This window comes from Mariniflexile ostreae, assembly GCF_042427585.1.
Classification (GTDB): domain Bacteria; phylum Bacteroidota; class Bacteroidia; order Flavobacteriales; family Flavobacteriaceae; genus Pseudalgibacter; species Pseudalgibacter ostreae.
Genome location: NZ_JBHMFC010000091.1, coordinates 371 through 691 on the forward strand (window position 1 = coordinate 371; position 321 = coordinate 691).

Below are 321 nucleotides of genomic sequence, written 5' to 3' on the forward strand. Positions count from 1 at the left end.
CGATTCTCCCTTGAGGTCTATCCTGTGCGAGGAGTTTACGATCCGATCCAGGATAGCATCAGCAATGGTTCCCTCTCCAATGATATCATACCAGGCGGAGACCGGGATCTGGGATAAGATAATGGTGGAAGACCTGTTGTAACGGTCATCGATTATGTCCATAAGTGATTCTCTCGCATAGCTGTCAAAAGCCTGTAGGCCAAAGTCATCCAAGATAAGCAGGTCTGCCTTTAGGAGCTTTGCCAGTTCTTTTAAATAGGTCCCATCGGCCTTGCTGAGCTTTAGCCTTTTTAATAAACGGGCCGTGTTGGCATAGATGGT

1 protein-coding gene is annotated in these 321 nt (G+C 47.4%); it reads right to left on the reverse strand.

The annotated features are described in order from the left end of the window. Positions 1–321 (reverse strand): ATP-binding protein (locus tag ACFFU9_RS13340; protein ID WP_379861977.1); only part of this gene is annotated, 321 nt, incomplete at both ends.